The 16,235-nt window shown below is 53.0% G+C and carries 13 protein-coding genes; 6 read left to right on the top strand and 7 right to left on the bottom strand.

Features of this window, described 5'->3' with window-relative positions; all coding sequences use genetic code 11:
- Positions 1–109: 109 nt before the first annotated feature.
- Both QMF38_RS10030 and QMF38_RS10025 read left to right on the top strand, forming a co-directional pair.
- Positions 110–982 (top strand): carbohydrate ABC transporter permease, encoded by an 873-nt coding sequence (locus QMF38_RS10030; RefSeq protein WP_006446022.1) that lies wholly within the window; start codon positions 110–112, stop codon positions 980–982.
- A 4-nt stretch (positions 983–986) separates the two neighbouring features.
- Positions 987–1,817, top strand: a complete 831-nt coding sequence (locus tag QMF38_RS10025; RefSeq protein WP_100218578.1) for a carbohydrate ABC transporter permease — start codon at positions 987–989, stop codon at positions 1,815–1,817.
- A 272-nt stretch (positions 1,818–2,089) separates the two neighbouring features.
- Here the strand turns inward: QMF38_RS10025 and QMF38_RS10020 are convergent, their stop codons facing one another.
- Entirely contained in the window at positions 2,090–3,208 is a 1,119-nt protein-coding gene (locus tag QMF38_RS10020; RefSeq protein ID WP_281759347.1) for a GntR family transcriptional regulator, read from the bottom strand.
- Positions 3,209–3,333: 125 nt separating this feature from the next.
- Positions 3,334–5,562 (bottom strand): Tex family protein, encoded by a 2,229-nt coding sequence (locus QMF38_RS10015; protein WP_232302351.1) that lies wholly within the window; start codon positions 5,560–5,562, stop codon positions 3,334–3,336.
- Between the two features lie 175 nt (positions 5,563–5,737).
- On the opposite strand from QMF38_RS10015, the gene QMF38_RS10010 reads away from it, so the two are divergent.
- Positions 5,738–6,994 carry an MFS transporter gene (locus QMF38_RS10010; protein ID WP_281759346.1) on the top strand — a complete coding sequence of 419 codons (1,257 nt, stop codon included), beginning with the start codon at positions 5,738–5,740 and terminating at the stop codon, positions 6,992–6,994.
- A 117-nt stretch (positions 6,995–7,111) separates the two neighbouring features.
- On the opposite strand, the gene QMF38_RS10005 is transcribed toward QMF38_RS10010, so the two are convergent.
- Positions 7,112–7,723, bottom strand: coding sequence for a nitroreductase family protein (locus QMF38_RS10005; RefSeq protein WP_281759345.1), 612 nt, complete (start codon positions 7,721–7,723; stop codon positions 7,112–7,114).
- 124 nt (positions 7,724–7,847) lie between these two features.
- Between QMF38_RS10005 and QMF38_RS10000 the strand changes: the two genes are divergently transcribed.
- A complete protein-coding gene (locus tag QMF38_RS10000; protein ID WP_281759344.1) occupies positions 7,848–9,200 on the top strand; it encodes a sensor histidine kinase in 1,353 nt (450 codons plus the stop codon).
- 301 nt (positions 9,201–9,501) lie between these two features.
- Here QMF38_RS10000 and QMF38_RS09995 read toward each other — a convergent pair whose 3' ends face one another.
- From QMF38_RS09995 to QMF38_RS09985, 3 genes are all read right to left on the bottom strand, one after another.
- Positions 9,502–10,266 carry an SDR family NAD(P)-dependent oxidoreductase gene (locus QMF38_RS09995; protein WP_074693861.1) on the bottom strand — a complete coding sequence of 255 codons (765 nt, stop codon included), beginning with the start codon at positions 10,264–10,266 and terminating at the stop codon, positions 9,502–9,504.
- Positions 10,267–10,341: 75 nt separating this feature from the next.
- Positions 10,342–12,252: a DHA2 family efflux MFS transporter permease subunit gene (locus tag QMF38_RS09990; RefSeq protein WP_074693864.1), complete on the bottom strand. Its 1,911-nt coding sequence runs from the start codon at positions 12,250–12,252 to the stop codon at positions 10,342–10,344.
- Positions 12,253–12,264: 12 nt separating this feature from the next.
- A complete protein-coding gene (locus tag QMF38_RS09985; protein ID WP_074693867.1) occupies positions 12,265–12,924 on the bottom strand; it encodes an HlyD family secretion protein in 660 nt (219 codons plus the stop codon).
- A 213-nt stretch (positions 12,925–13,137) separates the two neighbouring features.
- Between QMF38_RS09985 and QMF38_RS09980 the strand changes: the two genes are divergently transcribed.
- Both QMF38_RS09980 and QMF38_RS09975 read left to right on the top strand, forming a co-directional pair.
- Positions 13,138–13,842, top strand: a complete 705-nt coding sequence (locus QMF38_RS09980; RefSeq protein ID WP_281759343.1) for a J domain-containing protein — start codon at positions 13,138–13,140, stop codon at positions 13,840–13,842.
- Between the two features lie 37 nt (positions 13,843–13,879).
- On the top strand, positions 13,880–14,641 hold the full coding sequence (locus QMF38_RS09975) for an SDR family oxidoreductase (RefSeq protein ID WP_281759342.1): 762 nt from the start codon (positions 13,880–13,882) through the stop codon (positions 14,639–14,641).
- A 228-nt stretch (positions 14,642–14,869) separates the two neighbouring features.
- On the opposite strand, the gene QMF38_RS09970 is transcribed toward QMF38_RS09975, so the two are convergent.
- Positions 14,870–16,180: a diguanylate cyclase domain-containing protein gene (locus tag QMF38_RS09970; protein WP_281759341.1), complete on the bottom strand. Its 1,311-nt coding sequence runs from the start codon at positions 16,178–16,180 to the stop codon at positions 14,870–14,872.
- Between the last annotated feature and the right edge of the window lie 55 nt (positions 16,181–16,235).

The following is a 16,235-nucleotide window of genomic DNA, read 5'->3' as shown; positions in this document are numbered from 1 at the left end:
TGGGATCAGTTGCATAGTCTAGGGTCCTGGAATAACCCCAGGACCCAGCCTTTTCCGCACTGCAATTTTATATACCATATCTAGGAGTGGCATTTGGGGGACTTGTGAGATGCCTAGTAAAAAAGTATTTGCCTACCTCTTATTAATACCGAGCATAGTTTACCTCATAGCGGTATTCGGATACCCAATTGTATATAATTTACTAATCAGTTTCACAAATTACTCAGTATATTCAATCCCCGGATCGGGCACTTCATTCGTTGGATTTTCCAACTACGCATCGGTTTTTCGCAACCCTATTTTTGGAACAGTGCTAATCAATACCGTCATCTTTGTCGTTGGCTCAGTATTTGCCCAACTCGTAATAGGCACATTATTAGCCATACTGTTTAACAAGAAGTTCCCTATGAGTGGAATTCTGAGGTCGTTAATTATTATTCCATGGCTAATTCCACTTCTTGTTTCGGGTACGGCCTTCAAGTGGATGATGGATCAAGAGAATGGGGTAATAAACTGGCTCTTACTGTGGCTACATGTTATTCACCATCCCCTAGGATGGCTCGTGAACCCGCACCTAGCACTTATATCCGTAACTATAGCCAATATTTGGATAGGTATACCGTTTAATATGGTCCTTATATACAGTGGTTTACAGGAAATACCACAGGAGATATTGGAGGCCGCACACATTGATGGCGCTAATGCGTGGAAGAGATTTTGGAGAGTGTCCCTACCTTCAATTAAATCAGTGATATCGATAACGGTTCTGCTGGGCCTAATATACACTCTTAAGGTGTTCGATATCATCATGGCCCTTACCGGCGGCGGTCCGGCCAACGCATCGCAGATCTTCGCGACATGGGCCTATCAACTGTCATTTCAACAATTTCTTTTCAGTCAGGGCGCGGCTGTTTCGAATGTCATGGCTGGTATATCAATTGTGCTAATGATTCTATATCTCCGTGTATCAAGGGAGGATTAAACATATGCAGTCGTTACGAACCTCAAGACAGACCGTAGTTCGCATGTTCGTTGCTTTCATTGCAACGATCCTAATGCTGTTTCCCCTTTACTGGGTAATCATATCGTCGCTTGAAACAAATTCAGATATCTTACACGTTCCTCCATTTTTGTATCCACCTCACCCATCCTTGGTAGCATATCGAGACGTCTTTCTATCACAACTCCCCCACCTCGTAAACAGTCTAATAATCGCAATTGGCGCTTCGGTTCTATCACTACTTGTTTCGACTCCTGCAGCTTATGCGTTGGGACAGTTCAAAATAAGGGGTGAGAAACTTTTTATAATCCTATTCCTAATATCCCAAATGATACCTGGTATTTCGCTGGCTAATGGACTATTCCTTATTTTTAATAAGATCGGCCTAATTAATCATTACTTTGGTGTTATTGTGTCAGATTGCACCTTTTCCATTCCATTTGACCTGCTTGTAATGCGGGGCTTCATGCAACAAATCCCCAAGGACATAACTGAAGCGGCATTTATTGACGGAGCCACTGAACTTAAGACCTTCTACAAGGTCATAATACCGTTAAGCAAGAACGCCATTATTACTTCAGGGCTGTTTTCGTTTCTGTTCGGCTGGAGCGACTTTCTCTTCGCCATCACACTTCTCTCAAAAGAAAGTATGCAACCAATCACGGTTAGCCTATATAACTATATAAGTAACTACAGCCAGTCATGGAACGATATGATGGCGACATCAGTCATAGCATGCATTCCCGCAGGAATATTGCTTGTAGCAGCTCAAAGATATATCGTTGCTGGTATTTCAGGAAGTGCCCTCAAAGGGTGAATTCGAATTACATAACGCTTACAAGGGGTCTATGAAACAGACTTTCGTTAATACACGGAGCTAAAAAACCAGTAGCTATGACACCCTCGCCTTTAGAATAGGCCTACAGTGAGTCACTATGGCGAGGGCTTATTTCTATTGGTCGTTGACACGCAGATTTGTCGGACCGGAGCGACGGCACAACACTAGCGACCTAAATTGAAGCAAACGTTAGCCCCATGATTACTTGTTCCTAGACCCCCAATGCACCGTGAAATTACCTTGTACGACTGCTAGGCGTTCCTCGCCGTTGACTGCCTGACCACCAACTTCGGCTCATAGACGATGGATTGCGGATTCTCGCCATCGCGTTTGCCACGGTCAATGGCACGCATCACCCATTTCGCCGCATCCAAACCCATCTGCATCTTGGGATGCTCCACGGTTGTCAACTTGATCTCCGTCGCCTCGGCCAAGTACGAATCATCGTAGCCTACCAGTGATATATCATCCGGTACACTCAACTCCAATTCCCGCATGATATCCAACACTCTTATGGCCAACTGGTCGTTATAGCACACCACGCCCGTCGGGCGCTCGTTGGTATCCTGACTCAGTACCTCCCGTACACGGCGAAGTACGTCGCTACTCTCCTCCTCTGTCCGATACGTGATCAACATCTCCGGCGCCACCGAAATATCCGCCTCTCGACACGCGTCAATAAACCCCTGCATCCGATACACGCCCTGCAGATCGTCCGTCTTAAACACGCCCATCAACCGACGATGGCCTAACTGAATCAAGTGCTCTGTTGCCATCCATCCACCTTTTTTATCGTCCACAATGATATGCGGGGGATCCAACTGGGGATAGAACTGGTTGATCATCACATACGGAATCTTTCGACGCTCCAATTCCAGATAGTAACGGATGTTAGGGTTGTACGTACTACTCTCCGTCGGCTCGATGATCAGTCCGTCTATAGGCCTGCTCAACATCGACTGCAGACACCGCGCCTCTTTCCCAATGTTGTTGTACGTACACGCCAGGATCAACGAGTACCCCTTACTCGTCACATGCGACTCAATTCCGCGGATGATGGACGGAAAAATATAATCCGAGATGTACGTCGTGATCACACCGATATACTTGCCGCTCTCCTGCACTGCCGGGCCACTCGTTGTACGCTCTTCCGGCGGATACGCACAAAACGTACCTGCGCCTTGCTCCCGATACAACAGCCCTTCGTGCACCAAATCCCCCACCGCTTGCCGAATTGTATGTCGGCTCACGCGGAACATCTTGATGAGCTCGTTCTCCGAATAAATCTTTTCCCCCGGTTTTACTTTCCCACTCCGGATCCACTCTTTAATTTGTTCTTTGACCACCACGTACTTTGCGGGCGTGCTCATCACGTATCACCAATTCCTATATAAAATCCGTACAAGTCCGTTGGTTCATTGTATCCTGTGTGTAGAAGCACGGCAAATGGGACGTCCACCATCACAAGTGGACGCCCCACGAGCATCTGTAAAGCTTATTGCTTGCTTTGCAACCCTTTCATCGACAGCCCGATCCGCCCGCGTGCCGCGTCAATGTGAACCACGCGGACACGAACGACGTCACCAACCGTCACAACGTCGAGTGGATGTTTGACAAATGTATCGGCAAGCTCGGAAATATGCACAAGCCCGTCGTTTTTCAGCCCAATGTCGACAAACGCGCCAAAGTCCACCACATTCCGCACTGTTCCGTTTAGTTCCATACCCACCGACAAATCCTCCATGCGCATCACATCTGTCCGCAGAATCGGCGGTGGCACATCTTCACGCGGATCGCGGCCTGGACGTTCGAGAGCATCCAGGATGTCGCGCAACGTCGGCACACCGGTGCCAAGCTCCTGTGCCAACTCGGCAAGTGGCAGGCGGCGGGCAGCGGCAATCAGGGCTCGACGCTTAGAAGTCTCGCGCAAGTCAGTCGGATTGGCTTCCAACCTGGCCAACAGACGCTCGACGACACCGTATGACTCCGGGTGAATGGGCGTTGCATCCAAAACTTCATCGCCATCCATGACGCGCAGAAAGCCAACGCACTGTTCGAGCGTCTTCGGCCCTAGGCGTGGAACTTTGGCCAACTGGTTGCGCGTGCGGAATCGCCCATTTGCCTCACGGAACTGTACAATGTTGCGTGCCGTTGTACGGTTCAACCCAGCAACGTACGACAACAGACTGGCCGAAGCCGTATTGACATCGACACCGACCTCATTGACCGCTGTCTCGACGACCGCGCCAAGTTGTTCTCCGAGCCTCGCCTGTGAAACATCGTGTTGATACTGGCCGACACCAATCGACTTTGGATCGATCTTGACCAGTTCCGCAAGTGGATCTTGCAGACGGCGCGCGATGGAAATAGCACTTCGCTCAGCGACATCAAGGTTAGGAAATTCCTCGCCCGCCAATTCCGATGCAGAATACACGCTTGCCCCCGCCTCCGACACCATCACATACGCGATCCGCCAGCGACCAGATTGTGCGTGCCAAGTGCGAATGCAATCTGCGACAAACGCCTCCGTCTCGCGTGACGCGGTTCCATTGCCAATAGCGAGCACGTCGATATGATGCCGCTCGACAAAGGAAAGGAGGACTTCCTCGGCCTCTGCAACGCGATTTTGTGGTGGTGTCGGATAAATCACGGACACCTCTAAAAGCTTACCTGTATCGTCGACGGCAGCTAGCTTACAACCCGTCCGATAAGCCGGATCAACCCCCAGGACGCGCTTCCCGCGCAGAGGTGGTTGCAACAGGAGACTGCGCAAATTCGCACCGAATATCCCGATGGCATGCTCTTCCGCCCGCTCCTGCAACTCGGCCCGCACCTCGCGTTCCACCGCTGGCTGAATCAGCCGCTTATAGGCATCTAGCGCCGCCCGCGCCAGCAAGCCTGCAACTGTATCGGTATCCGGCTTGTCCGATCCGGCATAACGGCGATACAAGCGAGCGACGATGTCAACCTCTGGAGCGGCAATGGAAACGTGTAAGGCTCCTTCGCGTTCACCCCGATCCATCGCCAGCACTCGATGCGGCGGCACACTTACAAGAGGTTCTTCGTAGCGGTAATACTGCTCATAGACTGTCTCTGCACTTTCATCGACCGCCGAGCTCACCATTTTGCCATGTCGCATGGTAATCGTGCGAATGAAACGACGGTTGTTGGCATCATCCGAAATCGCTTCCGCCAAGATGTCCAATGCACCCTGTAGGGCTGGTCCAGCCGACTCGACGCCTGCTTCGACGTTTACATACGTCTCAGCTTCCTGCATGACCCTTGCCAAAGGCGTTGCCCGCTCCACCGTCTGAAGCCATTCCGCAAGCGGGCCTAGTCCACGCTCGCGAGCAATGGAAGCGCGTGTTCGCCGCTTGGGACGGAATGGCCGATAGATGTCGTCGATCTCGGTGAACGTCTGTGCCACCTGAATGGCTTGGCGCAGTTGACTCGCCTGCGGTTCGGTGGCTAAAGCGCCTTGCTCCGCAAGCAGCCGCAGCACGTCCTGACGACGCGCCTCCAGGTTTTTCGCCTGTTCGTACTCCCGTGCAATCGAGCGCAATTCATTTTCGTCGAGCTCGCGAGTCATTTCCTTCCGATAGCGAGCTATGAATGGAATGGTATTGCCCTCATCCAACAGGCGAAGCGCCGCTTTGACCCGGGCTTCCGCAATACCAGTCTTGTCCGATACGATTCGCGCGTAGTTTGGTGGTGTCTCCAGCACTTGCTCCAACTCGTCTGTCTCCTTCACATTTCGCTACGCAAAGTCTACCGAAAAACTGGCTTGCTTCAAACATCTCGCGCTCGAACCGGTAAGATCACAATGGCGAAAGCGCATTCGCGCCAACCAAGCTCTTCATGTATGATGATGACTAGATTTTCTTTATTGAGGTGCCATGATGGCTTTCACCCAAGTTCGAGGAAACGCCCGCAGCTGTGTGTTGGCGGAGCCGTTATTCGTCATCCCATATAACATGTACACCACCTATGCATCCGTCTACATGCTCGACCTGCATGTATCCGATGCTGGGCTTGGTATCGTTACCACCATCAATCTCATCTTGCAAATGTTGTCCGCTTTTGTCAGCGGGTATCTGACGGATCGCATGGGCAGACGAAAAGCCCTTTGGTTGTATGATATTGTGAGTTGGTCATTCGCGACATTGGTATGGGCTGTCTCGCAAAACGTCTGGTGGTTCTTGCTTGCGGCTGTGCTCAACGGGTTTCAACGAATACCTGCGACTGCTTGGTATTGCTTATTGGTCGAAGACACGCCTGTCGACAAGCGGACCTGGGTATTCACAGGTCTTCAGATTGTCAGCGTTGTCGGCGGTCTGTTTGCACCTATTGGGGGCATCCTGGTCAACCATCTCTCTCTCGTGCCAGCGACGAGAGTCATGTACTTGTTCGCTTGTCTGAGCATGTCCGTTATGATTTATGTGCGCCATCTCGGTCTTCGCGAAACCGACATTGGCTTACGCAAGATGACGGAGCGCCACACCTTTGACGCCCGAAGCGAATGGCACAGTTACATGGCCGTTGTGCAGCAAATCGTGAAAAACCGCAGGCTGTTGCTTCTATTTGCGGTCTATGTATTGTGGAACATACAAACCACCATTCGCACCACATTCGTTTCGGTGTACCAAATTGACTATCTCCACATTCCAGCCTCACTGATTTCGCTTTTTCCGGCCATCTCGTCGCTTTCCATGATGGCCCTGTTGTTTACGGCGGTTCCTCGTTTCCGTGAGGAACACGCAGCGCGGTGGATGAATGCTGGTTTCGTGCTTATAGGACTTGCCAATCTTGTCCTTATCATCATGCCCGAAAGCAACTTTGCCTGGGCTGTTGTAAGCACCATACTCGCAGCCATTGGCACAATCATTGCTAACCCGTTTGTCGAGTCTGTGGTCGCCAATGCCATGGATGACGAACAACGTGCAACCATGCTTTCCGTGCTCAACGTGATGATCCTTGCTTGCACATCGCCCGCAGGCGTGATCGGCGGTTACACGTATAGCATCAACCCGCAAATCCCCATTGATTTGGTGATCGTGACTTTTGTTATGAGCATCATACTCGTATGGATGGCCAATCGCAGACAAACATCTGAAATCACAAATAGTCGCCATACGGATTTGGGAAACGGTGTGTAAACATATGCACGTGCTCTACAATGCGAAATAGGGGTTCATTCAGCGTAACACTAAATCTCCCACCTCTATGCTAAACGCCTTCCGCGATGGCTCACGGAAGGCGTTGCTGTTTCGACGTTAGCGGAACACGCGCATACGTGCTTCCACCGGTTGTACTTCCTTTGTGCGTGGTTGTTGCGTTGGCGAGCCAAACGGCATTTGCGCGATCATCCGCCAAGTCTCTGGAAGCCCCCACTCGGCCTTGACGCGTTCTTCCACCATGTTATAGTGCTGAAGGCTTGCGCCTAATCCTTCTGCCTCAAGCGCCACCCAAACGGCATACTGGTGCATGCCATTGGTCTGCTCGGACCAGACTGGGAAAAGTTCTTGGTTTCTTGGGAACTTCTGCTGAAACCCTTCCACCACGGCTTGATCTTCAAAAAATAGGACGGTTCCATACCCGTTGCGAAAACCTTGCAACCGCTCCTGGGCACTGCGAAACGACTCGGCAGGCATGACGGCCTGCATCACTTCTTCGACAATCTCCCAGAATTTTTTGTGGTGCTTACTAAGCAACAATACCAGTCGTGTGCTTTGCGAGTTGTACGCAGATGGCATATGCCTGACAATGTCGGCCACAATCTGCTCCAGCTTCGCATCCGGAATGGGTGAAGCGTTGCTGATACCGTAAATGGAGCGCCTCTCCCGCAATACCGTTAAAAGGTCTTTATTGGCTGTCAACGTCGTCATAATTATCCTTCCCCCATCCTGTCCAAATCGACGCCAAAAAGGACTATCCAACGGCCATAGGCCAACGTTATTATATCCGATGTGCATGTGCACATGCCGACCATCGCCGAGGAAGTGTTGTTACTTGGATTCGTTTCACTTTTGGATTGACTTGGCCTGTGTCGTACTGCCTCTACTGGTGTTGGACGCCTGGCACCTGCGCAGCACCCTGCCTCCAACGCGTACCTATCAATCGCCGTATGTGGCAGGGACCCTATTTGTCGCGTCGGCCATCGCCAGCAACTTTTTTGCGTTCCATATCGGTTCATCGGTCGCCGTCAACTTCAGTATCGTGTCACTCACGTTGAATTTCTTCCTCTTGACCCCACTGTGGTCACTATTCTGGATGTTCGTGTACATTGTCGTGCAAATTGCCCTTAGCGTGTACCTCATGAGCCACGGACACCTTTCATGGCATTCGGTAATGCACACAATGCACATACTCCCGAAGTCACTTGCTGTGGTGATGGTGTACATCAGTCTCATGATGCTATGTTCCTATGCGACAAAATCGGAGAACCCGTATCGGCGCAGCTATTGGTTCGCTCTCGCGCTCTTTTTCTACGCCAGCCTAGATTTCGTCATTGTGCAGCGCGAGCACCAATTGATTGGCTTTCCCATTCAGCTGTTTGTCACGTACGTACTTGGCTTCATCGCGCTGTGGCTGATCTGCGTGCGTCTTGTCCATGCGGTGCAAGCCGTAGACGCTACCAAATCTGCCGCCAGAACGCGGGAACAGTATGAACTCATCGGCCAGCTTGCAGCCTCAATGGCACACGAAATCCGCAATCCAATAACGGTCGTGCGTGGCTTTGCACAGCTGATGGCACATCACCCGGAGACCTCTGCGACACATCGAACGTATTTGGATACCATCATTGCGGAACTGGATCAGGCGGACGCCATGATCGCCAGTTATCTGCAACTTGCCCAAATGGGTACTGACGAGGAGAAATCGCAGATCTCCGTCAAGGCCGTCGTCGACAATGCCTTGCATCTCTTGATGCCTTACGCTCAATCACACGCCGTTACGCTCTATAGCGAGTGCGATGAAAACGCCATGGTGTTCGCGGATCGAGATTGCTTGTTGCAGTCAGCCATACACCTCATCAAAAACGCGATCGAATCTCACGATCGCGCAGGAATCGTCAACGTATCCGTGCAGATTGAAGGCAAATGGGTCGTTTGGCGTATCGCGGACGACGGGCGCGGCATGGACGCCCAGACTTTAAAATGGCTTGGCCAACCGCATTACACGACGCATTCGAATGGAACCGGCTTAGGATTGACCTTCGTCTATAAGACTGTGCACGAACTCGGTGGCAACGTGGAGGTTACGAGCCAAGTCGACCATGGCACGACGTTTCTTGTGCGCATTCCGAAAGCCAATTCGATGGCCACTCGCAAAGCCACGCATGCAGCCCCGGTACAGCCCTAAACAACGGCCTGGCCGGGGCGCGGTCCACATCATTCCCCTTTCTATTGGGCATTCAATGAACTACATGTCTGTCATATCCACTTGCGACAACCGGATCGCGAATTGTCTGGGGAGAAGGAAGCGGAGACGCATGTCAAAGATATGCGCGGACGGGGGATACGTGGCGCGATCGAATCCTGATTGCGACGTACTACCCGCTCGCAGTTCGCCGACGTCCCAACTTGGAAATCCACCGGCAAGAAGATTGGCGATTGCTACAAGAGCTGGACAAACCGTAATGGCAACTGGGCCAGAGCCGACCTTATCTCGCCGTCCAGCCGCCATCAACAACCAAAACGGTACCATTGACTAAACCTGCGGCATCGGAAGCCAGGTACAAGACCGCAGCGGCCACATCCTCAATGGTCCCGACCCTTGCCACCGGAATGCGTGAAACCACCGATTCACGAAATTCCGGTTGATCAAGTCTCTCCGCCGTGCCCGGCGTATAAATGAATGTCGGCGCGATGGCGTTGACCGTGATGCCATAAGGTGCCCACTCAAGTGCCAAGACCTTCGTCAGCATGTTGACGCCGCCCTTTGATGCCGAGTAGGCCGCATGCCGTTCAATCCCGACGATGCCTGCCTGTGAACTCATCTGAATGATACGCCCCTTACCCTGCCGCATCATCAACTTCGCAGCCTCTTGGCTACAGAAAAAGACGCCCTTCAGATTGACAGACATCATCTCGTCCCAGTCTTCCTCGGTAACGTCGAGGGCATCGTGGTTATAACCGAGGCCTGCATTGTTGACAAGCACATCGAGCCGCCCGTACTTACCGTCGATCACGCTGAACGCTCGGCGGATGTTGGCGACGGATTTGACATCCAACAACAGCGGCTCAATTACACCCGTCCCGTCACCCCCTTCGCGCGCAAGCGATTCGAGTGCACTTGCATCGCGGCCAGCGGCGATGACCGTGGCACCAGCTGCCGCAAGATGTTGTGCCAACCCACGCCCAATGCCCCGCGACGCCCCCGTGACGAGCGCAATTTTCCCATCTAATCGAAAGTTCAGTGATCCCATGCATGCATCCCTCTTTCCACGAAAACAACGCTGCAAAACGCATAAGGCGTTTGCAGCGCTGTGCCACAGCATATTTTATTGTACCGGTTCTGGCTCTCGTTCAACATCCGGATGCGAATCGATATCGTCAAATTCATCCTCAGGAATGTCGCCGTCGAGCGGAGAAGCCGGATCCCCTTCGGTCAAATCTCCCTCTTCATGCGGAGTCGACCCGTCCTCTTCTTGCGTGGATACCTCTGTATCCTCTACGGACAAGTTGTTTTCACCTACCGCGTCGACCGCCTCAGCTTCCTGTTGTCGCACCGCGTCAGGCAGGGACTGCGCACCCTTGGCCCCAGCCTCGGTAGATCCTCCACCCGCGCCAGCCACAGCTTGCGCCGCTTCCGGAGCCTTCACGCGGCGAATGAAAAAGGCAAGCACAAATGCGAGCAAAGAGCCCATCGTCGCCCACCAGAACGCATCGTTGATGCCTTGGATGGTCGACTGCTGCATTGCAAGCTCGTACAACACCTCGTGTGCCAACTGCGTCGCTGCGACGGTCGAATCGTGTAACTGCAGCGTAAAGTATTGCACAAGCTCGTGGAAAAACCCACTCACCGACGGATTGTTGTTCGTCATGACGTTCTGATATTCTGCGTAATGCACTTTCGTGCGATCCGTCATCACCGTCACCAACACCGCCGTACCAATGGACGACGCAACGGTTCGCGCGGTGTTCGATGCCGACGTTCCGTGTCGGTAGAGGTGTCTTGGCAACTGGTTCATACCTGCCGTTTGTACAGTCATCGCGAGCATCGACATGCCAAACATGCGCAAGGTGTATAGCAGCATGACGTGGCCGTAAGTGGTCTGCGCGTTGAGTTTTGTGAACTCGTACGTTGCGACCGTCGTGATCGCTAGCCCAAGTACGGCGAGCGGACGAGCGCCGATGCGGTCGAACACGGCACCGGAAACAGGTGCCATCACACCCATTAAGATGGCTCCTGGCAACATCAGAAGGCCGGACTGCAACGCCGTAAAACCACGGATGTTTTGCAAATAAATCGGCGTCAGGATCATACCACCAAACATGGCCATGTTGATGACACAACCGACGATGGTGGTCAAGGAAAACGTTCCGTACCTAAAGACGCGCAAATCGAGCATCGGGTCCTTACAGGTCAGCTCGCGAATCACGAAGATGACAAGGAAAACACCGCCAATGATGAGCGAGACATCTACAGTTGAATTGCCCCAACCCTTATTACCCGCTTCACTTAAGCCATAGAGCAAACTCACAAACGCGATCAACGACGTAATCAAACCAATGCCTTCAAACTTCGGACGAACGGGTTTCGAGACGTTCTTAAGCACGAAGATGGCGATGATCATGTCGAGTAAGCCGAGCGGGATGATGACCCAGAACAACAGGCGCCACGACCAGTGCATGATCATCCACCCGGACAGGGTCGGACCAATGGCCGGCGCAAAAAACATCGCAATAGCCATCGTCCCCATGGCTTTGCCGCGTTGCTCGGCCGGATAGAGTTCCAAAATGACCGTCATGAGCAGTGGCATCATGACTGCTGACCCGGATGCTTGAACAATACGTCCAATGATCATCATAGAAAACACTGGTGCAATGGAGCATAAAAACGATCCGGCGACGAACAATGACATCGCAGAAATAAACAGCTGCCTCGTCGTAAACGTCCCCATCAGAAAAGCCGTGATGGGAATCAGAACGCCGTTGGTCAGCATGTAGGCCGTCGACAGCCACTGCGCTGTGGTGGCATTGACGTTAAACGCCGACATCAAATGCGGCAAAGCTACGTTTAACAGGGTTTGGTTCAAAATGGCGACAAAAGCGCCAAATATGAGTGTTGCAAGAATCGAACCCCGGTGCGGATGGCCATGCGCCGCTTCCTGCGGCGGGGCGCCAGCTGCACCGGGCGAGGCGGCGATGACCGCCTGGTTCGCGGTCGGTTGCAGCGTGTCGTTCGACATTGAGCTCACCTCTTACTTATGGATGCGAACCGTCGCGCTCATCCCCGGGACCAATCCACTGCCGGCCGTCGTCCCGAGCGAGATGGTCACCGGTACGACCTGCGTCACTGGTGTGTAGTCAGCCGTCGTGCTTTGCGTTGGCAGAAGCGAGAACGTACCCGCTGTCGCATCGCCAATTTGGGTTACTGTACCGTTGATGGAACCTGCTTTGCCAGCGACGTACACGTCGACTTGCTGGCCGACTTTGACCTTGTCGATCAGCGTTTCTTTGACGTTCGCCACGACGTACAAGTGACTCATGTCATATGCGTAGGCAAGCGGCGTGCCCGCAGCAACAATCTGGTTATTGACCGCGTCGTCCTGCGCAATCGTCCCGGCTGCGGGCATTGTGACTGGAATGTCGACCACCTTGTTCCCCTCTTGCGTCTGTACTTCAGCTACCTGTTGTCCACTGGTGAAATTCGTCCCGACATTGCCTTGCCAATTGATCAATTTGCCGGTAGCAGGCGCTGCCACGGTAATTTGTGTCCCACTGATTTGCGCATCGTCCGTCTTCAAATACAATGTCGACTGGTTGTAGAAGTAGTAGCCCGTGATGGCCGCCGCAACCAAAACGACGAATAGAATGATGTTAAAGACGATGACCTTACGAAAACTGTTTGCTGGGTTCATACGCTTCCTCCTCGTATTCGCGATCCCGATATTGCCTTTGCGGCTTTTTTGATCGCTATCTTTTTAGAGAGTGTACTATTTAACCACTATGTATATTTAATATATTTAGGTGTATGAGTCAAGGGGCTGTTGTGGAAATTGTTTCAGTTGTTTGTCCGTGCCGTGTTACAATGTATATGAATGCCATCGCTATGGATGAGGGGCGTGTCTGGAGTGGGCGATACGGTTGTGTTTAAGCAATGCGCATCCTGTCGAACCACAAATCGAATTCGTGTCGAAAGTGGCCTCAGCTGTCGCTGCGGCAAATGCGGATCGCCAATTGCGCTGACGCACTACGAGGTGCTCGGTATCCCGTCCTCCGCGTCGGCAAGTGAGATTAAAGCTGCTTATCGACGCGCGGCGAAGACTTGGCATCCCGATGTACACCCGGATCGCGCATTTGCTGAACGCCAATTTCGAAAGATTGCGCAGGCATTCTCCACATTGAGTGATCCACGCATGCGCGAACAATATGACCTGTCACTGACCGCATCCACGGGTGCAACAAACGCTCCGTCTGACGGCAGCAGAGTTAAAGATACAAAGGCGAGATCGACGCCCCACAAACCCAAAGAGCACCGCAAGCAGACGCGAACCGAGGGCAAAACGCAGGCGAACGATAGCGCTAAGCCACAGGGCCCCATCTGGCGACGCTATAACTGGGGCACCGCGCAGATGCCATCGCCGACACAGCGGAATTGGCTTGGCTATGCGCTTGCCGGAGTCGGTGCGTTTACGACATTGACCATTAGTGGCGCGATATTTACAGGCTTGTTTGGATCGAAATTGGCGCTCGTGATACTATTGGGACTCGCCATGGTTGGGGCACTTCAACTTCTCTATCTGTTGACGAAGCTTGGTGTCGATTCCGAAGCCTAACCTGGCTCTTCACACCGACCGGAAGGGAGCATCCCTCATGCGAGAAAGCGGCAATACCATCCTGATCACTGGCGGCGCCTCGGGCATCGGCCTAGCGTTTGCCGAGCGCTTTTTGGAAGCCGGAAATCAAATTATCATTTGTGGACGCCGCGCTGACAAGCTAGAGGAAGCAAAGGCGAAATTCCCTGCACTCCACACGCGTGTCTGCGACGTCGGCAACGAACACGACCGCGTCGAGCTGTGCGACTTACTTCTCCGCGAATTCCCGAACCTGAATGTCCTCGTCAACAACGCCGGCATTCAGCAGTGGGTCAACGTGCAGCGCACGGAGGAGGAATGGGCGCACTTCCATCAAGAAATCGCCATTAACTTCGATGCACCCATTCATCTTACCCTGCGCCTGCTCCCACACTTACTCAAACAACCACATGCAGCTATCATCAATGTGTCGTCCGGTTTGGCCTTGGCGCCTGCAACGTGGGCTCCCATCTATAGTGCGACTAAGGCGGCACTCCACTCGTTCACACAGAGCCTGCGGTTGCAACTGGAAGGCACCAAGGTGGACGTTATTGAAATCTTGCCTCCAGCCGTCAATACCGATCTCGGTGGTCCCGGACTCCACACATTTGGCGCGCCCCTCAACGAGTTCGCCGATGGCGTCTTTGCGTCACTCCGACGCGGCGAGATCGAAATCGGCTATGGTGATTCCGAACGGCGATTGCACGCCTCGCGCGAGGATTTGGCAGAGGCGGCACGACAAATGTGGCTGGGTTTCCGCAAGCGAAATCCAGAGTTTTAAGCGGGTCACCCGTCAAGTCCGTTCGCACCCGCGGCGGATGATTGAGTTCAGACTGCGGAAGGCGGCTGCGGCGGATAGGCCACAAAGCCCTGCAAATGGCCGCAGCCTATTCGCGCCGCAAGGCATCTCACTGCTCCCGCTGTTTGATCACAACGGCAACGCCAATCTCCGCAAGATTCGACACCGCACGCGCCACGGCGAGAAGATTAGGTACAAGCGCCAATGCACTCACGTCTGCCTCTGCGCAAGATGGATTCGATACTGCTGTCCCCCATGCTCTTTTGCGGAATACATGGCCATGTCCGCGTACCTCTGTAACGTGTCGACGTCCGAGCTGTGGTCCGGGCAAATGGCCGCGCCAATGCTACAACCAATGGTCAAAAGCTCGCCGCCGACGCATAGTGGCTCTTGGAATCGAGCTAGACAGCGTTCCGCCTGCTCTCGTACGTCGCACTCCCCTGTCACCGGATCGATCACGATGGTAAATTCGTCGCCACCCATGCGGTATACGGTGGCCCCATCCGCCGTAGCTTCCCGCAAGCGGGCCGCGATGGCCTTTAGTGTCTCGTCACCAAAGTGATGGCCAAACGTGTCATTCACATTTTTAAACCCGTCGAAGTCAAGCAACATCACAGCGAGCTTGGTCTGTCCTTCCAACGCCTTCGTGACGCTATCTGCAAGGTCCAGCTCAAACCGCTGTCGATTTGGCAGACCGGTCAACAAGTCGGTATACGCCATCTTGAATAACTCACGTTGGTGTTCTTTGCGCTCTGTGATGTCAATGGTTAACCCCTCGACGAAGACGGGCCTTCCGCAATCGTCATAGCGCGGATATAAACTGTTGGCAACCCAGCGCACCTCGCCATCCTTGCGAATAATGCGGTACTCCGTGCGGATGGGGCCCGGCCCGTTCAATGGTACATAGGCGAGTTCGGTGTCGTCTGGATGAACCACCTCTAGCCAAAGCATCGGGTTTTGGCGGAATTCTTCATGAGTGTACCCATAAATCTTTTCGCCGCCCTTGGATCCATAAACGACCCTATGGTTTTGAATGTCGTGCGCAAACAGACAAACATCGACCGTGTCCAAGATTCGCTCAATCGTGGTTTTGGCTTGCTCCAGTTGAGCAGAGAGCTCGGTTGTTCGAAAGTCCTCCGTTGCAAACGCGAGCACACCTTGGTATTGACCGGCTTCGTCATATTGCGCATAAGCCCAAACGACAACATCGATGGTCTGGCCTGATTTGGTCTGGCGTTTCACGAGTCTTCCATTGACGGATCCATGCCGGCGTACGTGGTGAACGAGTTGTCTAGCCTGTTCCCGCTCATCGTCAGGCACAAAGGGTACCTCGCGGCCGATGACTTCGTCCTCAAGCCACCCGAATATGCGTTCGGCAGGCGGCGACCACACGGTGACTCTGCCCTGTGGATCGACACCGTAAACGGCGATGGGAGCCTGCCTAGACAGCCAGGCAAAGGGATCGCGAGAGGAAAGGCCACTTGAATGCACATTGGATGATCGCCTTGGACTTTGGTTCACACAACTTCCCCATCCCATCCTAAAAAATAAAAAATCCCTAGCAACGGTGCCGCAG

It is taken from the genome of Alicyclobacillus hesperidum subsp. aegles (assembly GCF_027923525.1).
GTDB lineage: Bacteria > Bacillota > Bacilli > Alicyclobacillales > Alicyclobacillaceae > Alicyclobacillus > Alicyclobacillus aegles.
The sequence above is the reverse complement of the archived record's forward strand: the minus strand, read 5'-3'. Positions and strand labels throughout refer to the sequence as shown.